Source organism: Stenotrophomonas panacihumi (assembly GCF_001431645.1).
Classification (GTDB): domain Bacteria; phylum Pseudomonadota; class Gammaproteobacteria; order Xanthomonadales; family Xanthomonadaceae; genus Stenotrophomonas_A; species Stenotrophomonas_A panacihumi.
In genome coordinates this window covers 41,130-59,746 of the sequence record NZ_LLXU01000052.1, presented here as the reverse complement: position 1 = coordinate 59,746, position 18,617 = coordinate 41,130, and the positions used below count along the sequence as shown (strand labels likewise).

19 protein-coding genes are annotated in these 18,617 nt (G+C 69.5%); 2 read left to right on the top strand and 17 right to left on the bottom strand.

Going from position 1 to position 18,617, the window contains the following annotated elements:
* From ARC20_RS03440 to rlmD, 8 genes are all read right to left on the bottom strand, one after another.
* Positions 1–1,257 carry an FAD-dependent oxidoreductase gene (locus tag ARC20_RS03440; RefSeq protein ID WP_057644370.1) on the bottom strand — a complete coding sequence of 419 codons (1,257 nt, stop codon included), beginning with the start codon at positions 1,255–1,257 and terminating at the stop codon, positions 1–3.
* 115 nt (positions 1,258–1,372) lie between these two features.
* Entirely contained in the window at positions 1,373–1,582 is a 210-nt protein-coding gene (gene cspE, locus ARC20_RS03435) for a transcription antiterminator/RNA stability regulator CspE (protein ID WP_057644367.1), read from the bottom strand.
* Positions 1,583–1,667: 85 nt separating this feature from the next.
* A complete protein-coding gene (locus tag ARC20_RS03430; RefSeq protein WP_057644364.1) occupies positions 1,668–2,417 on the bottom strand; it encodes an S-methyl-5'-thioinosine phosphorylase in 750 nt (249 codons plus the stop codon).
* A gap of 28 nt (positions 2,418–2,445) precedes the next feature.
* Entirely contained in the window at positions 2,446–3,000 is a 555-nt protein-coding gene (locus ARC20_RS03425; protein WP_057644359.1) for a hypoxanthine-guanine phosphoribosyltransferase, read from the bottom strand.
* Complete coding sequence (gene nagZ / locus ARC20_RS03420; protein WP_057644355.1) at positions 3,000–4,007, bottom strand: beta-N-acetylhexosaminidase; 1,008 nt, start codon at positions 4,005–4,007, stop codon at positions 3,000–3,002. The genes ARC20_RS03425 and nagZ overlap by 1 nt, the downstream gene beginning before the upstream one ends.
* A gap of 72 nt (positions 4,008–4,079) precedes the next feature.
* The gene (locus tag ARC20_RS03415; RefSeq protein ID WP_057644354.1) at positions 4,080–4,769 is read right to left on the bottom strand and encodes a DsbA family oxidoreductase; all 690 of its coding nucleotides are present in this window, start codon (positions 4,767–4,769) and stop codon (positions 4,080–4,082) included.
* Positions 4,770–4,886: 117 nt separating this feature from the next.
* Positions 4,887–5,378, bottom strand: a complete 492-nt coding sequence (locus ARC20_RS03410) for a CYTH domain-containing protein (RefSeq protein ID WP_057644350.1) — start codon at positions 5,376–5,378, stop codon at positions 4,887–4,889.
* A 9-nt stretch (positions 5,379–5,387) separates the two neighbouring features.
* Positions 5,388–6,719, bottom strand: a complete 1,332-nt coding sequence (gene rlmD, locus ARC20_RS03405; RefSeq protein WP_057644347.1) for a 23S rRNA (uracil(1939)-C(5))-methyltransferase RlmD — start codon at positions 6,717–6,719, stop codon at positions 5,388–5,390.
* 156 nt (positions 6,720–6,875) lie between these two features.
* Here rlmD and ARC20_RS03400 point away from each other — a divergent pair, with 156 nt between their 5' ends.
* Complete coding sequence (locus ARC20_RS03400; protein ID WP_057644404.1) at positions 6,876–7,580, top strand: Hpt domain-containing response regulator; 705 nt, start codon at positions 6,876–6,878, stop codon at positions 7,578–7,580.
* Positions 7,581–7,584: 4 nt separating this feature from the next.
* Here ARC20_RS03400 and recO read toward each other — a convergent pair whose 3' ends face one another.
* The 9 genes from recO to rpoE form a co-directional block, all read right to left on the bottom strand.
* Positions 7,585–8,304 carry a DNA repair protein RecO gene (gene recO, locus ARC20_RS03395; RefSeq protein ID WP_057644343.1) on the bottom strand — a complete coding sequence of 240 codons (720 nt, stop codon included), beginning with the start codon at positions 8,302–8,304 and terminating at the stop codon, positions 7,585–7,587.
* A 38-nt stretch (positions 8,305–8,342) separates the two neighbouring features.
* Positions 8,343–9,251, bottom strand: a complete 909-nt coding sequence (gene era, locus ARC20_RS03390) for a GTPase Era (protein WP_057644339.1) — start codon at positions 9,249–9,251, stop codon at positions 8,343–8,345.
* A complete protein-coding gene (rnc, locus tag ARC20_RS03385; protein ID WP_057644337.1) occupies positions 9,248–9,934 on the bottom strand; it encodes a ribonuclease III in 687 nt (228 codons plus the stop codon). Before rnc ends, era begins: the two co-directional genes overlap by 4 nt.
* Positions 9,918–10,298 (bottom strand): DUF4845 domain-containing protein, encoded by a 381-nt coding sequence (locus ARC20_RS03380; RefSeq protein ID WP_057644333.1) that lies wholly within the window; start codon positions 10,296–10,298, stop codon positions 9,918–9,920. Before ARC20_RS03380 ends, rnc begins: the two co-directional genes overlap by 17 nt.
* Positions 10,299–10,331: 33 nt before the next feature.
* A complete protein-coding gene (gene lepB / locus ARC20_RS03375) occupies positions 10,332–11,132 on the bottom strand; it encodes a signal peptidase I (RefSeq protein WP_057644330.1) in 801 nt (266 codons plus the stop codon).
* 93 nt (positions 11,133–11,225) lie between these two features.
* Complete coding sequence (gene lepA / locus ARC20_RS03370) at positions 11,226–13,034, bottom strand: translation elongation factor 4 (protein ID WP_108143441.1); 1,809 nt, start codon at positions 13,032–13,034, stop codon at positions 11,226–11,228.
* Positions 13,035–13,163: 129 nt separating this feature from the next.
* The gene (locus tag ARC20_RS03365) at positions 13,164–14,714 is read right to left on the bottom strand and encodes a DegQ family serine endoprotease (RefSeq protein ID WP_057644327.1); all 1,551 of its coding nucleotides are present in this window, start codon (positions 14,712–14,714) and stop codon (positions 13,164–13,166) included.
* Between the two features lie 109 nt (positions 14,715–14,823).
* Positions 14,824–15,690, bottom strand: coding sequence for a sigma-E factor negative regulatory protein (locus tag ARC20_RS03360; RefSeq protein ID WP_057644326.1), 867 nt, complete (start codon positions 15,688–15,690; stop codon positions 14,824–14,826).
* A complete protein-coding gene (gene rpoE / locus ARC20_RS03355) occupies positions 15,687–16,313 on the bottom strand; it encodes an RNA polymerase sigma factor RpoE (protein WP_057644322.1) in 627 nt (208 codons plus the stop codon). Before rpoE ends, ARC20_RS03360 begins: the two co-directional genes overlap by 4 nt.
* A 237-nt stretch (positions 16,314–16,550) precedes the next feature.
* Between rpoE and ARC20_RS03350 the strand changes: the two genes are divergently transcribed.
* The gene (locus tag ARC20_RS03350; protein WP_057644318.1) at positions 16,551–18,614 is read left to right on the top strand and encodes a 3-hydroxyacyl-CoA dehydrogenase NAD-binding domain-containing protein; all 2,064 of its coding nucleotides are present in this window, start codon (positions 16,551–16,553) and stop codon (positions 18,612–18,614) included.
* Positions 18,615–18,617: the final 3 nt, after the last annotated feature.

The following is an 18,617-nucleotide window of genomic DNA, read 5'->3' as shown; positions in this document are numbered from 1 at the left end:
TCAGGCTGGCGCGGGCATCACCACGGCAGGCGCGCGCGCGTCGAGCGCGCCCAGGAATTCCGGCGCCAGCGCCAGCTTGCCGAGCCAGCCGTGCTGGGTGCCGCTGAGCACGCGCAGCATGTGGCCGCGTCCGCCCGGCACGCGCCCCAGCGGGCGCAGGCCGATGTCGCGCACGCGCGCGGCGAAGTCGCGGTCAGACTGGAACAGCGGCGTCAGCCAGCGGCTCCAGAAATGGTAGATCGATACATGCGCCTGGCGTTCGTGCTGGTACAGCGGCAACGCGCGCGCCAGCGAGTCCTCCACGCGCAGCGCGTTGCACAGCGCCCAGGCGTCGAGCAGCGCCATGTTGACGCCCTGTCCCAGCTGCGGGCTCATCGCATGCGCGGCATCGCCGGCCAGCACCAGGCGGCCCCAATGCCATTCGCGCGCCACCGCATCGCGATACGCGGCGGTGGCCAGCTGCGCCGGCGCCTCGATGCCGGCCAGGCAATCGCGCGCCTGCGGCCACAGCGCGGCGATCTCCTCCAGCCACGGTGCGATGCCGTCCGCGCGCCAGCGATCGAAGTCCTCGCGCGGCAGGCTCCAGAAGAAACTCATGCGCGGCGTTCCATCGTCCGGCCGCGTGCCGACCGGCAACAGGCCGATCATCTTGCGCGCACTGCGATAGCGCTGGCGCAGTTCATCGGCATGCGCCCAGTCGCCCTGCGGCACCAGGCACCACAGCGCACCCCACGGGTAAGGGCGATCCAGGCGCGGCGGGCCGACATGGTTGCGCAACGCGGACGCCGCGCCGTCGGCGGCGACAACCAGGTCGAAGCCGCCGTGCCAGTGGCCGTCGTGCGCCTGCACGCGGCCACGCTCGGCATCGACGGCGACGATGCGCGTGCCGGCATGCAGGTGCGGGGTTTCCAACGCATCGCGCAGCAGCATGAAGAGCGCGCCGCGCTGCAGGCCCAGGCCGAACAGGCGGGGGTCGAGGTCGCGGTACTGCATCTCCATCACCGCGCGGCCGCCGGGGATATCGCCATACAGGCGATGCACCGGCGCACCATGCGCGAGCACGCCGTCAAGCAGCCCCATGCGCCAGAGCACCTGCAGGCCGCTGGGCTGGAGCAGGAAGCCCGCGCCGACCGGCCCCGGTTCGGCGGCCTGCTCGAACACTTCCACCTCATGGCCGTCGCGCTGCAACAGCACGGCCATGGCCTGCCCGGCCGTGCCGTAGCCCACTATCGCGATCCTTCGCTTGCGCCCTGCCATCGTGTTTCCGAAAGAAGCCCGTGCAATGCCTGCATCGTAGAAGAATCGCCGCGCGCCGCACACGGGCAAAAAAAAACCCCGCCTCGCGGCGGGGTTTCAAAGCACGACCGGCTGCTTAGCCGCCGACCGGCGTGATGTTGGAAGCCTGGGCACCCTTCGGGCCCTGGGTCACGTCGTACGTGACGCGCTGGCCTTCCTGCAGGCTGCGGAAGCCCTTGGAATTGATCGCGGAGAAGTGCGCGAAGACGTCAGCGCTGCCGTCCTCCGGTGAAATGAAGCCAAATCCCTTGGCGTCGTTGAACCACTTGACGGTACCGTTCGGCATGGTGATGCGAGACCTTTGCAAAATTGAATGGGTGGTGTGCGGCTACGCACTTCGCGAGTATGCAAAGCTTATGCCCCGAAGACAATCACCCTCGCGCAAGTTCTCCGACCAGTTCCGGTAGCCCGGTGGAGGCGGCCTCGACGTTGGCCAGCACCTCGGCCAGGGTGATCTCCCCGGCGTCCCCGCAACCGGCCGCCCAGTTCGCGACGATCGCCAGGCAGGCGTAATCCAGCCCCAGCTCGCGCGCCAGGCCGGCTTCCGGCATGCCGGTCATGCCCACCAGGTCGCAGCCATCGCGGCGCATCCGCGCGATTTCCGCGATGGTTTCGAGCCGCGGGCCCTGCGTGGCGCCGTAGCAACCACCATCCACAAGCTTGACGCCCGTCACACGCGCGGCCGCCAGCACCTTGCTGCGGAACAGCGGCGAATACGGATGGCCGAAGTCCACGTGCACCACCTCGCTGCCCTCCTCCTCGCAAATGGTGGAGATGCGGCCCCAGGTGTAGTCGATCAGCTGGTCCGGGCAGGCCAGCACGCGCGGGCCGTAGGCGTCGGTGATGCCGCCCACGGTGTTGAGCGCGAGCACGCGTTGCGCGCCGATTTGCTGCAGCGCGGCAAGGTTGGCGCGGTAATTGACCTTGTGCGGCGGCAGCGAATGGCCTTCGCCATGCCGCGCCAGGAAGGCCACGCGCTGGCCGAGCAGCGTGCCCACGCGCACCGGGCCCGACGGGCTGCCGAAGCGGGTAGGCACTTCATGGGTCTGCACGTCGTCGAGCTGGGCGAGCTTGTAGACGCCGGTGCCGCCGATGACGGCCAGGGAGATCGGGTGGTTCATGCGTGGGGCTTCCGCGGTGGGTTCGACGTCAGTCCTTCATCGCATAGATGGCCGGCGCGCCACGGTACAGCTCATTGACGTCCATGCCGAAGCCGAACACGTAGCGGTCCTCGACTTCCACGCCCGGGTAATCGGCGCGCACGCCCGGCACGCAGCGGTCGTGCTTCTTGATGGTCAGCGCGGCGATGCGCACGTCGGTGGCGCCCTGCTCCAGGCACCACTGGCGCACGCCCTGCAGCGTGTAGCCCTCGTCGAGGATGTCGTCGACCAGCAGCACGCGGCGGCCGAACAGCGCGGTGGCCGGGCGGTGCTTCCACACCAGCTCGCCGCCGGTGGTGGCGCCGCGGTAGCGGGTGGCGTGCAGGTAGTCGAACTGCAGGTCCTGGCCGCGCGCGCCCAGTTCCAGCGCCAGCTGGCCGGAGAACGGCAACGCGCCATGCATGATGGTCAGGTACACCGGCACTTCGCCCTGGTAGTCGCGGGCGATGGCATCGGCGATGCGGCCGATGGCGGCGTCGAGGGTCGGGCGGTCGACGAGCAGGTCGGCCTGGGCCACGGCCTGTTGGAGGGTGAGATTGGACATCAGGCGGTTTTTCCGAGTTGTTCCAGCAAACGGGATTGGGTGTGGGGATGGCGGGCATCGGCCAGCAGGCCGTCCCAGCCAAGCGCGCCGCGGCCGATCAGGCCGAGCAGCGCAGCGGTGTTGAGCGTGCGGCCGGCCACGGCCTGCAGCGATTGTTCGACCAGCTCCGGGTGGCAGACCAGCACGACATCGCAGCCGGCATCCAGGTGCGCGTCCACGCGCGCCTTGACGCCGCCGGCGCTGAACGAGGCGGCCATGCCGATGTCGTCGGAGAACACCACGCCGCGGAAGCCCAGCTCGCCGCGGAGGATCTCGCCGATCCAGCGCGCCGAGTAGCCGGCCGGTTCCGGCGCGACCTGCGGATAGACGACGTGCGCCATCATCACCGCATCGGCGCCGGCGTCGATGCCGGCGGCGAACGGCACCAGGTCTTCGGCGCGCAGCACGTCCAGCGGACGCGGGTCGATCGCCGTATCGACGTGGGTGTCTTCCAGCACGGTGCCATGGCCGGGGAAATGCTTCAGCGTGGCGGCCATGCCGGCCTCGTGCATCGCCGCGACATAGGCCCGGGTGAAAGCGGCCACCACCTGCGGGTCGGCGCTGAACGCGCGGTCGCCGATGGCGCGGTTGCCGCGCGCCAGGTCCACCACCGGGGCGAAGCTCAGGTCCACGCCGCTGGCGCGGATTTCGCTGGCCATCAGCCAGGCATGCTCGCGGGCCAGCGCCAGCGCGGCATCGGGGTCGCGCGTATACAGCTCGCCGAAACCGGCCAGCGGCGGCAGCGCGGCGTAGCCCTCGCGGAAGCGCTGCACCCGCCCGCCTTCCTGGTCCACGCAGATCAGCTGCGGGCGCGGCGCGGCGGCGCGGATGGCGGCCGACAGCTCGGCCACCTGGGTACGCGAGGCGAAGTTGCGCTTGAACAGCACCACCCCGGCGACGGCGTCATGCTGCAGCCACGCGCGCTCTTGCGCGGTGAGTTCGGTGCCGGCGACGCCGATCAGGAGCATGCGGGGTGGACCTCCGGGTGGGGGGCGCCGCGATGGCGCATCGCCGCATTGTCGCAGATGCGCGCCCCGGCTTCAGACCTCGCAGCCGTCCGGGCCGCAGCCCTCGCCCTGGGAGGCGGCCGGCGCGGCCTGTTCGGCGGCGATGCGCCCCAGGATGTCGGCGATCGCCTCCGGCGGCTGCGCGCCCTGGATCAGGTAGCGGCCGTCGATGACGAAGCTGGGCACGGCTGTGATGCCCAGCTGTCGCGCCTGCGCCAGCTGCTCGCCCACCTCGGCCAGCCCTTCGTCGGAGGCGAGGAAGGCGCGGATGCGCGCCTCATCCAGCCCGGCCTGCGTGCCGGCGGCGACCAGCGTGTCGGGGTCGGCGAGATTGCGGCCTTCGGCGAAGTGCGCGCGGAACAGCGCCTCGGCGGCGGCCTCGGCATCGCCTTCGCGCGCGGCCAGCCACATCAGGCGATGCGCCTGCAGGGTGTTGGCGCGCACCTGGCCGCGGTCGAAGTCGAACGGCAGGCCTTCGGCGCGGCCGGTCTGCTGGGTCTGGGACAGGATCTGCTCGGTGCGCGCGTCGCCGCCGAACTTCGCGCGATAGGCCTCGCGCAGCGGCACCGGGTCCGGGCCGGCGTCAGGGTCGAGCTGGAAGGCGTGGTAGTGGATGTCGACGTCGGGGGCGTCGGCGCCCATCAGGGCCACGCCGCGCTGGAAGCGGTGCTTGCCGATCCAGCACCAGGGACAGACCACGTCGGACCAGATATCGATGCGCATGGAGGCGCTCCGCGGGAAACGAGGGCTGCCACTATGCCGCGATCCACCGCGCCTGGCGCGAAGGGGTTTGCAACGATGCGTCGCGGCGGCGGCCATGCGCACCGCCGCCGACGACCCTCAGCGCGGCCAGCGGCTGTAGGGATGCGCCGCCAGCGCGAGGTTGTAGTAGCGCACGTCGTCGGTGACTTCCTCGCCCAGCCAGGCGGGTCGTTCGAATGCCTCGTCGGCGTGGTCCAGTTCGATCTCCGCCACCACCAGGCCCGCGTTCTCGCCGAGGAATTCGTCCACTTCCCACAGGTGGTTGCCCTGCCGCACCAGGTGCCGGCGCTTGTCCACCAGCCCGCCCACGCACAGCGCCAGCAGCGCGCGCGCGTCGTCCACCGGGATCGGGTAATCGAACTCCTGCCGCGTATGGCCCAGCTCGCGCGATTTCAGGTTGAGGTAGGCCGCTTCGCCCTGGATGCGCACGCGCACCGACGCCTTCTGCGCGCCGCTGTCCATCGCGGCGGCGTCGTTGATGTAGCCCTGCGCCATCGGCACGACCGCATGCGCCGCATCGCGCCAACCCTCGCCGGTGACCAGGAACTTGCGCTCGATCTCGATGCCCATGCGTATTCCTCAGCGCTCGAACAGCGCGATGCTTTCCACGTGCGCGGTGTGCGGGAACATGTCCATCGCACCGGCCGCCTTGAGCTTGAAGCCCTGCTCGTTGACCAGGAAACCGGCGTCGCGCGCCAGCGAACCCGGGTGGCAGCTGACGTACACGATGCGCTCGAACTTCTTCAGCGGCAGCTGCTTGAGCACGTCGATGGCGCCGGAGCGCGGCGGGTCGAGCAGCAGCTTGTCGAAGCCCTGGCGCATCCACGGCGCCTGGCGCTGGTCCTGGGTGAGATCGGCGGCGAAGAACTGCGCGTTGGCCAGGCCGTTGCGCTCGGCGTTCTCCTTCGCGCGCGCCACCAGCCCCGCGTCGCCTTCCACGCCCACCACCTCGCGCACGCCGCGCGCCAGCGGCAGGGTGAAGTTGCCCAGGCCGCAGAACAGGTCGAGGATGCGGTCTTCCGGCTGCGCGTCGAGCAGGCGCAGCGCGTGGTCGATCATCTTTTCATTGAGCGTGGCGTTGACCTGGATGAAGTCCAGCGGACGGAACGCCAGTTCCACGTCCCACTGCGGCAGGCGGAACGACAACGGCACGTTTTCCGGCCACAGCGGATGCACCGATTCCACGCCGCCGGGCTGCAGGAAGATGGCGAAATCCTGCGCCTGCGCGAAGGCCACCAGCGCCTGCCGGTCGGCCTCGCCCAGCGGCTGCAGGTGGCGCACGGTCAGCGCGACGGCATCGTCGCCGGCGATGAATTCGATCTGCGGGATGTCGCGCTTGCCGTCCAGGCTTTCCACCAGCGCCGACAGCGCGGTGATCTTCTCGCCGATCTGCGGGATGACGGTGTAGCAGACCGACAGGTCGGCCACGAAGCGCGGATCCTGCTCGCGGAAGCCGACCAGCGTCTTGTCCTTCTTCTCCACGCGGCGCACCGAGAACCGGCCCTTGCGGCGGTAGCCCCAGTTGGCCCCGACCAGCGCCGGCAGCACGCGCTCGGGCGTGACGTGGCCGATGCGCTGCAGGTTGTCCATCAGCACGCGCTCCTTGGCGACGATCTGCTGGCCTTCCTCCAGGTGCTGCAGCACGCAGCCGGCGCAGGTGCCGAAATGCGGGCAGCGCGGGGTCACGCGCTCCGGCGAGGCCTGCAGCACCTCCAGGGTGCGCGCCTCGTCGAAATGGCGGCTGCGCGAGGTCGGTTCGGCCACCACCACCTCGCCGGGCAGGGCGCCGGAGATGAAGGTGACCTTGCCACCCTCGCCCTCGCGGCGGGCAACGCCGCGGCCGTCATGGCTGAGGTCGAGGATGTCGGTCTGGAAGGGGGTGCGGTCGAGGCGTCTACCGGATCTGGCCACGTGGCGACAAGCTGCGGGCAAAAAGGGCGCGTATTGTGGCAGATGACACCGGCGGTGGCCGGGTTCACCCGTTCATTGTCGTTTGCTGGAAAGGCAGGCAAACTCACCCGGCCGCAGGACGTTGCTGCGGCGTGCTGACATGGAGGCAGCAAGATGATGGCGTCGCGAGAGCCCCCCCGTCCCCGCGTCCTGCTGGTCGAGGACGACCCGATCAGCCTCGGTTTCTTCCAGGCCGCCCTGGAACCCCTCGCCCTTCGGCTGGACAGTGCCGACAGCCTCGCCGCGGCCCTGGAACGTTCCCGTGACGTGCGCCACGACTTGTGGTTGATCGATGCCCATCTTCCCGATGGCAGCGGCAGCGAATTGCTCGCGCGCCTGCGTACCTTGCACCCCGGCACGCCGGCGGTGGCGCACACGGCCGATGCCGGCGCCACCGCGCGCCTGCTGGCCGACGGCTTCCTCGACGTCCTGATCAAGCCGCTGCCCGCGCTCGAGCTGCAACAGCAGGTTCGCCGGCGGCTGCCGACACGGGCCGGCAGCGAGGCGATGGGCACCATCGTGATCCAGCGCGACTGGGACGAGGATGCCGCGCTGGCCGCGCTCAACGGCCAGCAGCATCATCTCAATGCACTGCGCGAACTGTTCTTGTCCGAATTGCCGGGCACGCGCGACGCGGTGGATTCGGCGCTGCGCCAGGACGACGAACCGACCCTGCGCAACCACCTGCATCGGCTGCAGGCCAGCTGTGGTTTCGTCGGCGCGGCGCGATTGGCGCAAGCCGTGCGCGAACTGCGCGGCGACCCGCACTCTCCGATTGCGCGCCATCATTTCCACGACGCCGTCGCCGCCCTGCTCCACTGAAGGCTCAGCGCGGCGTGAGGTCGCGCAGCATGTCCCAGGCTTTCAGCCCGCGCCCGCCCAGGTGGTGCAGCAGCACCGCGCGCAGGCCCAGGCGCAGGCCGGGCAGGTCGAGCGGATCAGGCGCCTGGTCATGCGCCAACGCCAGCAGGCCGCGCCCGGTGGCGGTGGCATTGCGCTCGCCCGCGCCGCGGTCGCTGAGCAGCCGCCGCGCGCCTTCCAGCGGGTCGAGCTGGTAACGCGCGGCCGGGTCGATCGGCTGGCCATCCACGTCGTGTTCGAGGTCGAATCCCACGCCGAGGGCTTCGAGCAGGTCGCGCTCGAAACGACGCAGGCTCCACGCCAGTGGTTCGGCCGCGCGCAGGCGTTCGCGCACGCGGGCGTAGGCGGCGTGCAGTTCGGGCAGCGGGTCATGGCGCGGCGCCAGCCGCAGCACCAGCTCGTTGAGATAGAACGCGGCGAGCATGGCATCGCCCTGCAGGCGTGGCGCGGCGTCCTCGGCTTCGGCGGCGCGCAGTTGCGCCAGTTCGCCGCGCTGCACCGCGCTGAAGCGGATCGACTGCAGCGGCTGCAACGCCGCGCGCAGCGCCTGCTTGCGTTCGCCCTGCACGCCGCGCGCCAGCAAACCCACGCGGCCGTGTTGCCGGCTCAGCACCTCGACCAACAGGCTGGTCTCGCGCCAGTGCCGGGCATGCAGGACGAAGCCGGTTTCATCTTCCAGGCGCATGCGCCCGCCTCAGGCCGCGCGCGGCAGCGCGGCGGGGGTCATTCGTAGCCGAACGCCTTGAGCGCGGCTTCGTCGTCCGACCAGCCCTCGCGCACGCGCACCCAGGTTTCCAGGAAGACCTTGGCGCCGAACAGGCGTTCCATCTGCTGGCGCGCCTTGGCGCCGATTTCCTTCAGGCGGGTGCCGCCCTTGCCGATCACGATGGCCTTCTGGCCCTCGCGCTCGACCCAGATCACCGCGCCGATGCGCAGCAGCGCGCCGTCCTCGGCGAAGCGCTCGATCTCCACGGTGGTGGCGTACGGCAGTTCTTCGCCCAGTTGGCGCATCAGCTGCTCGCGGACCAGTTCACCGGCGAGGAAACGCTGGCTGCGGTCGGTGATTTCGTCCTCGCCGAACATCGGCGGTTGCTCGGGCAGCAGGCCCAGCAGGTCCTTGACCAGCGCTTCCAGGCCCTTGCGCTTGAGCGCGGACACCGGGTGCACGGCGGCGAAGCTGCGCTCCTGGCTGACTTCGGCCAGGAACGGCAACAGCGCGGACTTGTCCTTCAGGCGGTCGACCTTGTTGACGATCAGCACCACCGGGATGCCGGCGTCGCTGAGCACGTTGTAGGCCAGCGTGTCTTCTTCATCCCAGCGGCCGGCCTCGATGACCATCATCGCGGCGTCCACGTCCTCCAGCGAGCCGCGCGCGGCGCGGTTCATCACCCGGCTCATCGCCGAGGCCTTGAACTTGCCCTGCTCGCGATGCAGCCCAGGGGTGTCGACCAGCACGATCTGGCCCTGCGGGAAGCTGGCGATGCCGAGCAGGCGGTGACGGGTGGTCTGCGGGCGGTTGGAGACGATGCTCACCTTGGCGCCGACCAGCGCATTGGTCAGGGTCGACTTGCCCACGTTGGGGCGGCCAATGACGGCCACGCTGCCGCTGCGATAAGAGGTTGATTCGCTCACTTGCCTGGGTCCAGTTGGCGCAGTACCGCGGCGGCGGCCTGCTGTTCGGCCAGGCGCCGCGACCCGCCCTCGCCCTCGGCGCACAGCGCCGGCTCGGACAGGATGCAGCGTACCTGGAAATGCTTGGCGTGGTCGTCGCCACTTTCGGAAACGAGTTCATACGCCGGCAGCGGCCGCTGCCGGGCCTGCAGCCACTCCTGCAGGCGGGTCTTGGGGTCCTTCTCCGGCTTGCCGACCGGCAACGCGGCCAGCGCCGATTCGAACCACGGCAGCACCGCGGCGCGGCAGGCCTCGAAGCCGGCATCCAGGTAGATCGCCGCGACCACGGCTTCCACGGCGTCGGCGAGGATCGAATCGCGCCGATGGCCGCCGGATTTCATTTCGCCCGGGCCCAGCGTGAGCCGTTCGCCCAGTTCCAGCGCGCGGCCGATCACCGCCAGCGCCGGCTCGCGCACCAGCTCGGCGCGGGCGCGGGTCAGCGCGCCTTCGTCGGCCTTGGGCCAGCGCAGGTACAGCGCCTCGGCGATCAGCAGGTTGACCACGCCGTCGCCGAGGAATTCCAGTCGTTCGTTATGCGGGGCGCCGGCGCTGCGATGCGTCAGCGCCTGCGCCAGCAGCGACGGATCGGCGAACACATGGCCGATCCGGTCGCCGCGCTGCGGGGTTTTACTCGCTGATACCACTACGGGTCAGGTCCTGGCTGGCACTGAAGTTGCCGACCACGTCGAGGTTGCCGACCAGCGGGCGGCGCACTTCGTAGTTCACGTTCATGCGCCAACCGTTGCCCACTCGCTCGAACGACACGTCGTCCTTCTGCACGTTTTCCGAATAGTTGATGTACAGGCGGCGGAAGAACAGGTCCTTCGCCCGGCCCGGGTCCATGTCGCCACTGCCCGGCTCGTTGGCCACGCCCTTCATGGCTTCCTTCACCGAGTAGAACTCCTGGTACATCGGGAACAGCTTCATGCCGATGTACAGGCCGAAACCGACCACCGCCAACACCACGATGAATGACAGCAAGGTCATTCCGTTCTGATTGCGCTTCATCGCTACTCCCCTAGCTACGCCACGCGTATTGGATTACTGGATACCTGTCCCGATCCGCGACGGATCGAAACTCCCCTTGCAGAACCACCCCTCGCAATTGAGCCAGATCAAGAACGCCTTGCCGCGGAGATTCTGCTCCGGCAGGAAGTGCGTCTGGGTCCAGAACCGGCTGTCCTCGCTATTATCGCGATTGTCGCCCATCACGAAATACTGCCCCGCCGGCACGACCCAGTCGCCCTGGCCGGCGGCGTTGGAACGCCCGATCAGCTCCAGCACGGTGTGCGTACGGCCCGGCAGGGCCTCGCTGAGCAGGGTGGCGCCGGTCATCTCCGCGCCGCGGCCCTTGCCCACGTACTCGCCCTTGACCTCGTACTTCATCGGCTCGCCGTTGATGTACAGGGTATCGCCGTGGAAGCCGATGCGGTCGCCCGGCAGGCCGACGACGCGCTTGATCCAGTTCTCGTCCGGGGCATGCGGCGGCTTGAACACCACCACGTCGCCGCGCTTGGGCTCGCCCACCGGCACGAACTTGGTGTTGGTGATCGGCAGGCGCAGGCCGTAGGCGAACTTGTTGACCAGGATGAAATCGCCGATCAGCAGGTTGGGCATCATCGAGCTGGACGGGATCTTGTACGGCTCGGCGATGAAGCTGCGCAGGATCAGCACCACCGCCAGCACCGGGAAGAAGGCGCGCGAGTACTCGATGATCACCGGCTCGCTGTCGAGCAGGCTGGCGCGCGCGGCGCGGCGCTTGGCCAGGAAGAGCTTGTCCAGCAGCCACACCAGGCCGGAGCCCAGCGTCAGCACGACCAGCGCGATCTCAAACCATTTCATGCGTATTCCTTTGCGGTGGGAGTCGGGAGGGGCCTTCCACCGGGAGACGAGCGCGCGCGGCGCATGTGACTCCCCGTGGCAGCCCCCTTCCCCTTACTTGTTGTCCATCTGCAGCACGGCCAGGAAGGCTTCCTGCGGGATTTCCACGCGGCCGACCTGCTTCATGCGCTTCTTGCCTTCCTTCTGCTTCTCCAGCAGCTTCTTCTTGCGCGAGACGTCGCCACCATAGCACTTGGCCAGCACGTTCTTGCGCATGGCCTTGACCGTGGTGCGGGCGATGATCTGCGCGCCGATCGCGGCCTGGATGGCCACGTCGAACATCTGCCGGGGAATGAGGTCCTTCATCTTCTCGCACAGCTCGCGGCCGCGCCGGTCGGCATGGCTGCGGTGGGCGATCAGCGACAGCGCATCGACCTTGTCGCCGTTGATCAGCACGTCCACGCGCACGAACGGGCCGGCCTCGAAGCGCACGAAGCTGTAGTCCAGCGAGGCGTAGCCGCGGCTGACCGACTTGAGCTTGTCGAAGAAGTCCAGCACCACCTCGGCCATCGGCAGCTCGTAGCTGATCTGCACCTGGCTGCCCAGGTAGTTGATGCCGAGCTGGCTGCCGCGCTTTTCCTCGCACAGCTTGATGATGTTGCCGATGTATTCCTCGGGGGTGAGGATGTTGGCGCGGATGATCGGCTCGCGGATTTCATCCACGTAGTTCACCGGCGGCAGCTTGGCCGGGTTGTCCATCATCACCACGGAGCCGTCGGTCTTGAGGACTTCGTAGATCACCGTCGGCGCGGTGCTGATCAGGTCGAGGTTGTACTCGCGCTCCAGGCGCTCCTGCACGATTTCCATGTGCAGCATGCCCAGGAAGCCGCAGCGGAAGCCGAAGCCCATCGCCTCGGAGCTTTCCGGCTCGAAGCGCAGCGCCGCGTCGTTCAGGCGCAGCTTTTCCAGTGCCTCGCGCAGGTCCGGGTAGTCCTCGGCATCGACCGGGAACAGGCCGGCGAACACGCGCGGCTGCATTTCCTGGAAGCCGGGCAGCGGCTTGGGCGCCGGGTCGGCGGCCAGGGTCAGGGTGTCGCCGACCGGCGCGCCGTGCACGTCCTTGATCGACGCGGTGACCCAACCCACTTCGCCGGCGGACAGCTTCTGCAGCACCTTGCGCTTGGGGGTGAACACGCCGACCGCATCGACCTGGTGGTTGCGGCCGGTGGACATCACCTGCAGCTTGTCGCCCGGCTTGATCTCGCCTTGCATGACGCGCACCAGCGACACCACGCCGAGGTAGTTGTCGAACCAGGAGTCGATGATCAGCGCCTGCAGCTTGTCGGTGTCGCGCGGCACCGGCGGCGGGATGCGCTGCACGATCGCCTCGAGCACGTCCTGCACGTTCAGGCCCGTCTTGGCGCTGACGGCGACGGCATCGGCGGCGTCGATGCCGATGACGGCCTCGATCTCGACCTTGGCGCGCTCGGTGTCGGCGGTCGGCAGGTCGATCTTGTTGAGCACCGGCACCACTTCCAGGCCCTGCTCCACGGCGGTGTAGCAGTTGGCGACCGACTGCGCCTCCACGCCCTGGGCGGCGTCCACCACCAGCAGCGCGCCCTCGCAGGCGGCCAGCGAGCGGCTGACTTCATAGGAGAAGTCGACGTGGCCGGGGGTGTCGATGAAGTTCAGGTGGTAGACCTGCCCGTCCTTCGCCTTGTACGGCAGGGACACGGACTGGGCCTTGATCGTGATGCCGCGCTCGCGCTCGATCGGGTTGGAGTCGAGCACCTGCGCTTCCATCTCGCGGGCCTCGAGGCCGCCGCAGAGCTGGATGATGCGATCGGCCAGCGTGGACTTGCCGTGGTCGACGTGGGCGATGATGGAGAAGTTGCGGATGTTCCGCATCGAATCGATGGACATTGGAGGTGGGCGGCGGCTCTGGGCCGTCGTCAGGATAACGGCGCATTATCGCACGGCCGGGGCCCTGCCCGCCCCACGGGGCGGACGACGGGGCGCGGCGGGCCGTTCAGCTCCGCCGCGCCGGCGGTCTTACTCGCCCGCCTTGACTGCCACGTAGCTGGTGGCCTGGCCGCTGGTGACCAGCAGCATGACCACGTCGCCCTTCTTGTAGCTGGCCAGTTCGCGGTTCAACGCGGCCACGCTGCCGACCGGGGTACGGCCCACGCGCAGGATCACCAGGCCGGGGCTGAGCCGGGCCTCGCGGGCCGAGCTGCCGGTGACCGCGGTGATGCGCACGCCTTCGCCGGCCTTCAGGCCCACGCGCTCGCGCTCGGCGGCACCGAGGTCGGCGACCTGCAGGCCCAGCAGCGCGGCGCTCGCCGGGCCGCTGGGGGCGGCCTCGTCGTCATTGGCGGCGGTGGCCGGGCGCACATCGCTGTCCAGCGTGGTCAGGGTGACGCTGATGTCCTTCGGCTTGCCGTCGCGCAGCACGCCCAGGCGCACCTTGGTGCCCGGCGGCATCACGCCGATCATCGGCGGCAGGTCGCTGGCGGCGTTGATCGGCGTGCCGTTGACCGAGCGGATGACATCGCCCACCTCCAGGCCCGCCTTGCCGGCCGGGCTGCCGGCCACCAGGCTGTTGACCAGCGCGCCCTTGGTGTCGGGCAGCTTCAGGCCCTGCGCCTGCAGCGAATCGATCGGCCCGACCTGCACGCCGAGCTGGCCGCGGCTGACGTGGCCGGTCTTCTTGATCTGCTCGGCCGCGCTGACCGCCAGGTCGATCGGAATCGCGAAGCTGATGCCCATGTAGCCGCCGGAGGCGGAGAAGATCTGCGAGTTGATGCCGACGACTTCGCCGCGGGTGTTCAGCAGCGGGCCGCCGGAGTTGCCCTGGTTGATCGCCACGTCGGTCTGGATGAAGGGCACGTAGCGCTGGTCGGCATACGGATTGGCGCGGCCGGTGGCGCTGACGATGCCGGCGGTGACCGAGTGGTCCAGGCCGAACGGCGAGCCGATCGCCACTACCCACTGGCCAGGCTTGAGCGTGTTGGAATCGCCGATGCGCACGGTCGGCAGGTTGCTGGCGTTGACCTTCAGCAGGGCGACGTCGTACTGCTCGTCGCTGCCGACCACCTTGGCCTTCAGCTCGCGGCCGTCGGACAGCTTGACGGTCACGTCGCTGGCGCCGTCCACGACGTGGTGGTTGGTGAGCACGTAGCCGTCCGGCGAGATGATGAAGCCCGACCCCATCGCGCGGCCGACGATGTCGCCGTCGTTGCCGCCACCGCCGCGGCGCGGGCCCTGGCCCTGCCCCGGCATGCCGGGCATGTCGAAGAAGCGGCGGAAGAATTCGGGAATCTGCTCATCGTCCGGCATCTGCTGCCCGTCGCGATCGGAGCGCCGCATCATGTCCGCGCGGGTGACCTTGGTGTCGATGTTGACCACGCCCGGGCCGACCTGCTCGACCAGATTCGTGAAGTCCGGCAGCCCGGCGACCAGCTGCGGCGCGGGGGTCGCGCTGCGGGTGGCGATGGGGGCGGTGTCGGCGGCGGGCGCGGCGCCGGGCTGCTGCGCGCAGGCGGCCAGCGGCAGCGAGACGGCCAGCAGGCCCAACATCTGGTTGCGGATACGGGGATTCATCGGGAACACGCTCCTCAGGGACAAGGTCTGGTGCTGGAAAGGCAAAGCGGGGCCAACCCGCCCGCGGGGCGGGCGGCTGGGGGAACACTACGAAACGGGGGATGACGGCTTAGTGGCTGGGCATCGGTGGCAGGCGTTCTTCCTCGCCCGCGGCGGCCTGCGCCGGTTCGAACGGATAGAACGTGGCCGCCGGCTCGCCAGTGCTGAAACTGGCGTTGAGCGTGCTCTGGCTGCCGGCCAGCGTCGAACGCGGCCAGGGCCTGGCCTGCACGGCGGTGTCCGGGTGCGCGAAGGGGTTGGCCGGCGCCGAGGCATTGGCCACCGCGTTGGTGAGGGCATGCACGACCGGCGCGGCATTGGCGACCTGCCGCTGCGGCGCCGGGTCGCGCCGTGCGGCGCTGGCGCGCGCGGCCTGCTGCACGCGGGTGGCCGAGGCGACGTTGCGGCTGCCGGCATCGCGACGCGCGGCCGCCAATGCAGCGGCGGGCGCGGCGGCAGCCATGGTGCCGATGGCGTTGTCGCCGTCCGGATCGGCCGGCGTCGGCAGCGGCGCGGCGGGAATCTGCGCGGTGCTGGCGAATACCGGCGTCGGGACGTCGGGCGTGGGCTCGGGGATGCGGTCGCGGGTCACGAACAGGGCCAGCGCGGCGACCGAGGCGGCAATCGCCCCGCCACCCCAGCGCCAGGCACGGCCGCGCGCCGGAGCCGGCACGGCCCGCGGGGCGGGTTCGGCGGCCACGGCACTGCGCACGCGCGCGGCGAAATCCACCGGCGCCAGCGCACTGGCCATGCCGCGCAGCACGTCGCCGCACAGCTGCCAGCGCTCATGGCAGCCGGACAACTCGTCGTCGTGCTGCAGGCGGCGCAACAGGAAGCGCGCTTCATCGGCCGGCAGTTCGCCGTCGACCAGCGCCGACAGCTGCTGCCGGTAGTGGATCTCGAACTTGTCGTTGTGGGAAGAAGTGGGTTGGCTCATACACGGTCACGCTGTCGGTCACGGGTGGCGCTGTCGGTCTCCAGCAGAGGCCGCAGCTCGGCGTCGATGGCTTCGCGCGCCCGGAAGATGCGCGAGCGCACCGTTCCGATCGGGCAATCCATCTTCTGCGCGATGTCCTCGTAGCTCAGGCCCTCCACCTCGCGCAGGGTGATGGCCGCCCGGAGTTCTTCCGGCAAGGCTTGGACAGCCTTCATCACGGTTTGTTCCAGCTCCTGGCGCATCAGTTCACGCTCCGGGGTGTCGGTGTCGCGCAGACGGGTGGCCCCGTCGAACTGCTCGGCATCGGCGACGTCGATGTCGTCGGTGGGCGGGCGGCGGTTGTGCGCGACCAGGTGGTTCTTGGCGGTATTGACGGCAATGCGGTGCAACCAGGTATAGAACTGGGCGTCGCCGCGGAAATTGCCCAGCGCGCGGTATGCGCGCAGGAAAGTCTCCTGGGCCACGTCCTGGCACTCGCTCCAGTCGCTGATGTAGCGCCCGATCAACGCGACGATCCGATGCTGGTACTTGCGCACCAGGACATCGAACGCCGCGCTCTCGCCGCGCTGCACGCGCCGGACCAGTTCCAGGTCCAGATCCTGTGGTGTATCGACTTCGGCCATGTCGGGCCGCACTCCTGTCGCCCGTCATGTCCGGGCTTTATGACCAGCGCTGGTTGGAAAAGTTCGCGGGGCCACCCGGGGCGCCACGCCGCAAGGTTAACGGGCGTTGCACCAGACTGGCGACCACCGCCGGCCGGGCGTGGCCTGTCCCACCCCCTGTCTTTGGGGATTTGACGTGAAGGAAACAACCTCTGGATGATAACGACCCCTTCCATACACACGCGGATGGTCAGACCCATGCTCTCAGGCTTCGATGGGCTCCGATTCAGTCACTGGCAGACCGAGATCCGCGATGACGGCATCGTGGTGCTCAGCCTCGATCGCGCCGATGCACCGGTCAACGCCTTCTCGCAGGACGTGCTGCTGGAGCTGGCCGAGCTGATCGAGCGCATCGCGATCGATCCGCCGCGCGGCGTGGTGATTCGTTCGGCCAAGGCGAACGGCTTCATCGCCGGCGCCGATCTGAAGGAATTCCAGGAGTACGACCGCCGCGGCACGGTGAACGACGCCATCCGCCGCGGCCAGACCGTCTTCCAGAAGCTGGCCGAGCTGCCCTGCCCGACGGTGGCGGCCATCCATGGCTTCTGCATGGGCGGCGGCACCGAGATCGCGCTGGCCTGCCGCTACCGCGTGGCCTCCGACGATGCCTCCACCCGCATCGGACTGCCGGAAACCAAGCTGGGCATCTTCCCGGGCTGGGGCGGCAGCGCCCGCCTGCCCAACCTCATCGGCGCCCCCGCCGCGATGGATCTGATGCTGACCGGCCGCACCGTCTCGGCCAGCGCCGCGCGCGCGATGGGCCTGGTCGACAAGGTCGCCGCGCCCGCCGTACTGGTCGATACCGCCGCCGCGCTGGCGCTCTCGGGCACGGTGCGTCCGTTCAAGCAGCGCTTCACCGGCTGGGTCACCAACACCTGGCTGGCGCGCAAGCTGCTGGCCCCGCAGATGACCAAGCAGGTCGCGCGCAAGGCCCACAAGGAGCACTACCCGGCGCCGTATGCGCTGATCAACGTGTGGGCGCGCACCGGCGGCGCGGGCATCCAGGCGCGCCTGGACGCCGAGCGCAAGGCGGTGGTCAAGCTGGCCGGCACGCCGACCGCGCGCAACCTGATCCGCATCTTCTTCCTGACCGAACGGCTGAAAGGCCTGGGCGGGAAGGAACACAACATCAAGCACGTGCACGTGGTCGGTGCCGGCGTGATGGGCGGCGACATCGCGGCATGGTCGGCCTACAAGGGCTTCGAGGTCACGCTGCAGGACCGCGAGCAGCGCTTCATCGACACCGCGCTGGCGCGTGGCAACGAACTGTTCAACAAGCGGGTCAAGGACGCGGGCAAGCGCCCGGCGGTCGCCGCGCGGCTGAAGAGCGACCTCGCCGGCCACGGCGTGGCGCAGGCGGACCTGGTGATCGAGGCGATCATCGAGAAGCCCGAAGCCAAGCGCGACCTCTACCAGCAGGTCGAGCCGCAGATGAAGGCCGACGCGCTGCTGACCACCAACACCTCCTCCATTCCGCTCACCGAGCTGCGCGAGCACATCCAGCGCCCGGCGCAGTTCGCCGGCCTGCACTACTTCAACCCGGTGGCGATGATGCCGCTGGTGGAGATCGTGCAGCACGACGCCATGGCCGAGGAAACCCGCAAGCGCCTGGCCGCGTTCTGCAAGGCGCTGGACAAGCTGCCCGTGCCGGTGGCCGGCACGCCGGGCTTCCTGGTCAACCGCGTGCTGTTCCCGTACATGCTCGAAGCGGCCACCGCCTACGCCGAGGGCATCCCCGGCCCGGTGATCGACAAGGCCGCGGTGAAGTTCGGCATGCCGATGGGGCCGATCGAGCTGATCGACACCGTGGGCCTGGACGTGGCCGCCGGCGTGGGCGAGGAACTGGCGCCGTTCCTGGGCCTGCCGATCCCGGACGCGCTGAAGACCGTCGAGCCGGGCAAGCGCGGCAAGAAGGACGGCCAGGGCCTGTACAAGTGGGAGAACGGTCGCGCGGTGAAGCCGGAGGTGCCGAAGGATTACGAGGCGCCGGCCGACCTGGAGGATCGCCTGATCCTGCCGCTGCTCAACGAAGCGGTGGCCTGCCTGCACGACGGCGTGGTGAGCGATGCCGACCTGCTCGATGCCGGGGTGATCTTCGGCACCGGTTTCGCGCCTTTCCGCGGCGGCCCGATCCAGCACGTGCGCGCGACCGGCGCCGATGCGCTGGTCGAACGACTCAAGACGCTGCAGACGCGTTATGGCGACCGCTTCGCCCCGCGCCCGGGCTGGGACATGCCCGCGCTGCGCGAGCCGGTGGCCTGAGGG

Bases quoted from the DNA above. Each gene is read 5' to 3' on its own strand.
- ARC20_RS03440 (WP_057644370.1), bottom strand. From the start codon at position 1,257: ATGGCAGGGCGCAAGCGAAGGATCGCGATAGTGGGCTACGGCACGGCC.
- cspE (WP_057644367.1), bottom strand. From the start codon at position 1,582: ATGCCGAACGGTACCGTCAAGTGGTTCAACGACGCCAAGGGATTTGGC.
- ARC20_RS03430 (WP_057644364.1), bottom strand. From the start codon at position 2,417: ATGAACCACCCGATCTCCCTGGCCGTCATCGGCGGCACCGGCGTCTAC.
- ARC20_RS03425 (WP_057644359.1), bottom strand. From the start codon at position 3,000: ATGTCCAATCTCACCCTCCAACAGGCCGTGGCCCAGGCCGACCTGCTC.
- nagZ (WP_057644355.1), bottom strand. From the start codon at position 4,007: ATGCTCCTGATCGGCGTCGCCGGCACCGAACTCACCGCGCAAGAGCGC.
- ARC20_RS03415 (WP_057644354.1), bottom strand. From the start codon at position 4,769: ATGCGCATCGATATCTGGTCCGACGTGGTCTGTCCCTGGTGCTGGATC.
- ARC20_RS03410 (WP_057644350.1), bottom strand. From the start codon at position 5,378: ATGGGCATCGAGATCGAGCGCAAGTTCCTGGTCACCGGCGAGGGTTGG.
- ARC20_RS03400 (WP_057644404.1), top strand. From the start codon at position 6,876: ATGGCGTCGCGAGAGCCCCCCCGTCCCCGCGTCCTGCTGGTCGAGGAC.
- recO (WP_057644343.1), bottom strand. From the start codon at position 8,304: ATGCGCCTGGAAGATGAAACCGGCTTCGTCCTGCATGCCCGGCACTGG.
- ARC20_RS03380 (WP_057644333.1), bottom strand. From the start codon at position 10,298: ATGAAGCGCAATCAGAACGGAATGACCTTGCTGTCATTCATCGTGGTG.
- lepB (WP_057644330.1), bottom strand. From the start codon at position 11,132: ATGAAATGGTTTGAGATCGCGCTGGTCGTGCTGACGCTGGGCTCCGGC.
- lepA (WP_108143441.1), bottom strand. From the start codon at position 13,034: ATGTCCATCGATTCGATGCGGAACATCCGCAACTTCTCCATCATCGCC.
- ARC20_RS03365 (WP_057644327.1), bottom strand. From the start codon at position 14,714: ATGAATCCCCGTATCCGCAACCAGATGTTGGGCCTGCTGGCCGTCTCG.
- ARC20_RS03360 (WP_057644326.1), bottom strand. From the start codon at position 15,690: ATGAGCCAACCCACTTCTTCCCACAACGACAAGTTCGAGATCCACTAC.
- rpoE (WP_057644322.1), bottom strand. From the start codon at position 16,313: ATGGCCGAAGTCGATACACCACAGGATCTGGACCTGGAACTGGTCCGG.
- ARC20_RS03350 (WP_057644318.1), top strand. From the start codon at position 16,551: ATGCTCTCAGGCTTCGATGGGCTCCGATTCAGTCACTGGCAGACCGAG.